Origin of the sequence: Streptomyces javensis, assembly GCF_039525925.1 — a bacterium.
Taxonomy (GTDB): domain Bacteria; phylum Actinomycetota; class Actinomycetes; order Streptomycetales; family Streptomycetaceae; genus Streptomyces; species Streptomyces asiaticus.
Genome location: NZ_BAAAIF010000170.1, coordinates 1 through 5309, shown reverse-complemented (window position 1 = coordinate 5309; position 5309 = coordinate 1). Strand labels below are relative to the sequence as shown.

Here is a 5309-nt window from a genome sequence, read left to right as displayed (position 1 = left end):
GGTGGCTGGTGAGCCGGAGGTGTTGCGGGAGCTGGTGGCGGAGTGTGAGGGCGTGGGGGTGCGGGCGCGGTGGGTTGATGTGGACTATGCCTCGCATACGGCGCAGGTGGAGGCGATCGAGGAGGAGCTGGCCCGGTCGTTGTCGCGGGTCCGGCCGGTGTCCTCTCGTATTCCGTTCTTCTCCACGGTGGAGGCGGAGTGGCTGGACACGGCTGAGCTGGATGCCGGGTACTGGTACCGCAACCTGCGGAGCACCGTCCGGTTCGCCCCGTCCATCGACCGGTTGATCGAGGATGGCTTTGCCGCGTTTGTTGAGGTGAGTGCGCATCCGGTGCTGACGATGAGCATCGAGGCGGCGGCAGAGCAGGTGGATGCCGGACCGGTCGTCGTGACCGGGACGCTCCGCCGGGATGAGGGGGGCATGCGCCGTGTGCTCACCTCCCTGGCCGAGGCGTACGTACGCGGTGTCCCCGTGAACTGGACCGCCCTGGTCGGCGACATCCCCGCACACGCCGCGCTGGATCTGCCGACCTACGCCTTCCAGCGTGAGCACTACTGGCTGGGACGGCGAGGCGAATCCGTGGACGCGACGGCGCTGGGGCTCGCGCGGGCCGACCACCCGATGCTGGGCGCCGTCACCGAACTGCCCGAGTCGGGGGGCTTGTTGTTCACCTCCCGCCTGTCGCTGCGTACGCATCCGTGGCTGGCCGACCACGCGGCGGCGGGCACGGTGCTGCTGCCCGGGGCGGCATTCGTGGAGCTGGCGGTCCGCGCCGGTGACGAGGTCGGCTGTGGTCTCGTCGAAGAGCTCGTCGTCGAAGCACCGCTCACCCTGCCCGAGCGCGACGGTGTGCGGCTGCGGGTGAGTGTCGGCGTGGCGGACGATTCCGGCCGACGCCCGGTGGCAGTGCACTCACGCGGCCAGGACGGCGGCACCGACACCCCCTGGACCCGCCACATCAGCGGCACCCTTGCCCAGAGCACCCCCGATGATGAGCTGGACGCGGACCTGATGCAGTGGCCTCCCACCGGGGCGGTGGCGGTTCCGGAGGAGCGGGTGCGCGGCATCTACGAGGAGCTGGAGGCGAGCGGATACGGATACGGCCCGGCCTTCCGTGGTCTGCGGGCCGCGTGGACGCGGGGCGACGAGCTCTACGCCGAGGTGGCACTGCCGGAGGAGCTGTCGGCCGAAGCCACGGCGTTCGGGCTGCATCCCGCACTGCTCGACGCGGCCCTGCACGCCACCGCGTTCCGCGACCGCATTGATGACCAGGTGGGGCCCGCGTTGCCGTTCGCCTATCGCGGAGTGTCCCTGCACGCCTCCGGCGCTTCGGCACTGCGCGTACGTATCACACCCAACGGCAAGGACGGCGTGGGCCTGCGGCTGGCTGATCCGAGCGGGGCGGCGGTGGCGGTGGTCGAGTCGTTGGTCTCGCGGCCGATGCCGGCGGCGCTGCTGGACGCCGCCACACGGACCTCGACCGACCAGATGTTCCTCGTAGGGTGGGAGCAGCTGCGGGTCGACGCCGCCGACGTACCGCTTGACACCGTCTCCGTACACACCGCGCAGGACGTACGGCAGTTGGCCGCTCGCACCGACGCGTCGGTCGGGTCGCCTCCGGTGCTGCTGTACGAAATCGGCCCCGGCCTGGCCGTGAGCGACGACACCAGCGCGGCCCGTGCGCATGAGCTGACCGGCCAGGTGCTGGACGTGCTGCGGACGTGGCTGACCGAGCCCACGCTGGAGGACTCACGTCTGGTGATGCTGACGCGGGGTGCCGTAGGTGTGCGGGAGACCGACCCGGTCGATCCGGCGGTCGCCGCGGCCTGGGGGCTGGTCGGCACCGCGCAGTCGGAGAACCCCGGGCGGATCCTTCTCCTCGACGCGGACGACACACCGGCCTCCACCAAGGCCCTGCCCACCCTTCTCCCCGCCCTGCTCGCCGGAGACGAACCACAGCTCGCACTACGCGCGGGCGTCTGCCACCAACGCCGTCTGACCCGGGCGACGGCCGATGAGGCGCTGGTGGCGCCCGAGGGAGAACCCGCGTGGCAGCTGGGCACCCGCGGCCCGGGGACGCTGGAGGGCCTGGCGCTGCTGCCGTCGCCGAACGCCTTGGCGCCCCTGCCATCCGGCCATGTCCGGATCGAGACACGCGCCGCGGGACTCAACTTCCGCGATGTGCTCATGGCGCTGGGCATGTACCCCGGCGAGATCAGCATCGGCAACGAGGGCGCGGGCGTGGTCACGGAGGTCGGTCCGGGTGTCACCCGCTTCGCTCCGGGGGACAGGGTCATGGGGCTCTTCGAGGGCGCGGGCGGCCCCATCGCCGTCGCCGACTGCCTCACCCTCGTCCACATGCCCGAGGGGTGGTCCTTCGAGCAGGCCGCGGCGGTCCCCTGCGTATTCCTCACCGCCTACTTCGGGCTGCGGGACCTGGCACGGCTGGAGCGCGGGCAGTCGGTCCTCATCCATGCGGCCGCCGGTGGCGTGGGCATGGCCGCGGTGCAGCTGGCGCGGCATTGGGGCGCCGAGGTCTACGGAACGGCCAGTCCGACCAAGTGGGACGCCGCACGCGCCGCCGGTGTCCCGGACGGACGGCTGGCCAACTCCCGGACGCTGGAGTTCGAGCAGCGGTTTCTCGAGTTGACGGGCGGCCGTGGCTTCGATGTGGTGCTGGACGCCCTCGCCGGAGACTTCGTGGACGCCTCACTCCGGTTGCTGCCCAGGGGCGGCCGGTTCATCGAGATGGGCAAGAGCGATATCCGGGACGCCGAAGAGGTGGGCGCTCAGCACCCCGGCGTGGCCTATCGGGCGTTTGACCTGGCCGAGGCCGGTGGCGAGCGCATCCAGCGGATGCTGACCGAGCTGGTCGACCTCTTCGAGAAGGGGGTGCTGACCCCGCCACCGGTGACCGTATGGGACATCCGGCGCGCTCCGGCCGCGTTCCGCTTCATGAGCCGGGCGCAGCACATCGGCAAGAACGTGTTCACTCTGCCGCGCCGACTCGACCCGAACGGCACCGTCCTCATCACGGGTGGCACCGGATCGCTGGGCAAGGTGGCGGCCCGGCGCCTGGTGACCGAGCACGGCGTACGGAATCTGGTGCTGACCAGCCGAAGCGGACCCCAGGCCGCCGGCGCCGCCGAGCTGGAGCGGGAACTGACCTCGCTCGGCGCACGAGTACGGATCGCCGCCTGCGATGTCGCGGACCGGGACGCCCTGGCGGGGTTGCTGTCCTCGCTGCCCGAAGACGCGCCACTGACCGGCGTGGTGCACAGTGCGGGAGCGCTGGACGACGGTGTGATCACCGCCTTGACCAGGGAGCGGCTGGACACGGTCTTCGCCCCGAAGGTGGACGCCGCACTCCATCTGCACGAGCTGACCCGGCATCTGGATCTGGCGGCCTTCGTCCTGTTCTCCTCGGCCGCGGGGACGCTCGGCAGCTCGGGGCAGGGGAGCTATGTGGCGGCCAACGCCTTCCTGGACGCCTTGGCACATCGGCGCCGCGCCGAGGGGCTCCCGGGCATCTCCCTGGGCTGGGGACTCTGGGCACAGGGTGCGGGGGTCGGGCTGACCGGCCACCTGACTGACGCCGACCAGCAGCGCATGGCGCGCGGGGGAGTGAGCGGGCTGTCGGAGGGCGAAGGCGGGGCGCTGTTCGACACCGCGCTGCGCATGCCCCAGTCGGTGGTGCTTCCGATGAAGCTGGATCTGGACGCACTGCGGACCCAGGCCGCCGCCACCGGACCGGTGCCACCGGTGCCACCGTTGCTCCGTGGCCTCGTCCGGCAGAGCCGGCGCATCGCGCGGACGGCCGCCGATCTGGATGCCTTCACCCAGCGCCTGACCAGGGCCACGCCCGAGGAGCAGGAGCGGATCCTGCTCGACCTGGTCTGCCGCGAGGCGGCTCGGGTACTGGGCCACGCCTCCGCCCATGCCATCGGGCCGGACCTGGCGTTCAACGAAATCGGCTTCGACTCCCTCACGGCGGTGGAACTGCGCAACCGGCTGGCCAACCACACCGGGATACGGCTCCCGGCCACGCTGGTCTTCGACTATCCGACGCCCACCGCACTGATGCGCCACTTGCGGACGAAGCTCTGTTCGGATGCCCCACCCGCGCAGAGCCTCGCGGTGGGTGAGGAGGAGCTGCGCCGGGCGCTGGCCGGCACACCACTGAGCCGCTTCCAGGAGCTGGGCATCCTCGACACCCTCATGGCGCTGGCCCGGGAGCCCGACGTGGCGCGGCGGGCGGAGGGGGAGGTGGCGGACGGGCGACCCGCTGCCGCGATCGCCGATATGGATGTCGCCAGTCTGGTGCAACGAGCCATGAGCAAGGCCGGGAAGTAATGTCGGTTCGGAATGCGGAGGCCGGGATGACCACTCCCGAAGCGAAGGTCGTCGAAGCGCTGCGTGTCACGCTCATGGAGAACGAGCGGCTCGAGCGGGAGAACGCCGACATACGCCGTGGCCTGTCGGAGCCGATCGCGATCGTGGGGATGGCGTGCCGGTTGCCGGGTGGGGTGACCACGCCGGAGGAGCTGTGGGACCTGGTGGTGTCCGGCGGTGACGCCATCGGTGGGTTTCCGGAGGACCGTGGCTGGGATCTGGAGAACCTCTTCCATCCGGATCCGGATCATCCGGGCACCAGCTATGTCCGCGAGGGTGGCTTTCTCCACGATGCGGGGGAGTTCGACGCGGGCTTCTTCGGGATTTCGCCGCGTGAGGCGCTGGCGATGGATCCGCAGCAGCGCATCATGCTCGAGACCTCCTGGGAGGCGTTCGAACGCGCCGGGATCGACCCGACCGCGTTGCGGGGCAAGGACATCGGCGTCTTCTCCGGGGTGACGTACCACAGCTACGGCTCCGGAGCGCGGGTCCCCGAGGAGCTCGAGGCGGTCATGGGCACGGGCACCTCGGCGAGCGTCCTGTCGGGGCGGGTGTCGTACGCGCTTGGCTTCGAGGGCCCGTCGGTCGCGGTGGATACGGCGTGTTCGTCGTCCTTGGTGGCGTTGCACTTGGCCGTACAGGCGCTGCGGCTGGGCGAGTGCTCGATGGCGCTGGCCGGAGGTGTGACCGTCATGGCCAACCCCGGTATCTTCGTCGGCTTCTCGCGCCAGCGCGGGATGTCGAAGGACGGCCGTTGCAGGGCGTTCGCGGCCGCTGCGGACGGGACCGGCTTCTCCGAGGGCGCGGGCGTGCTGGTGGTGGAGCGGTTGTCGGATGCGGAGCGGCTTGGGCATCGGGTGTTGGCGGTGGTGCGGGGTAGTGCGGTGAATCAGGATGGTGCGTCGAATGGTTTGAC

Annotated in this window: 2 protein-coding genes; both read left to right on the top strand. The window is 71.0% G+C overall.

Going from position 1 to position 5309, the window contains the following annotated elements; translation table 11 throughout:
• A partial coding sequence (locus ABD329_RS47145; protein ID WP_344318180.1) for an SDR family NAD(P)-dependent oxidoreductase occupies nucleotides 1-4354 on the top strand: 4354 nt, incomplete at its 5' end.
• Between the two features lie 26 nt (nucleotides 4355-4380).
• Nucleotides 4381-5309 (top strand): beta-ketoacyl synthase N-terminal-like domain-containing protein (locus ABD329_RS47140; protein ID WP_344318179.1); only part of this gene is annotated, 929 nt, incomplete at its 3' end.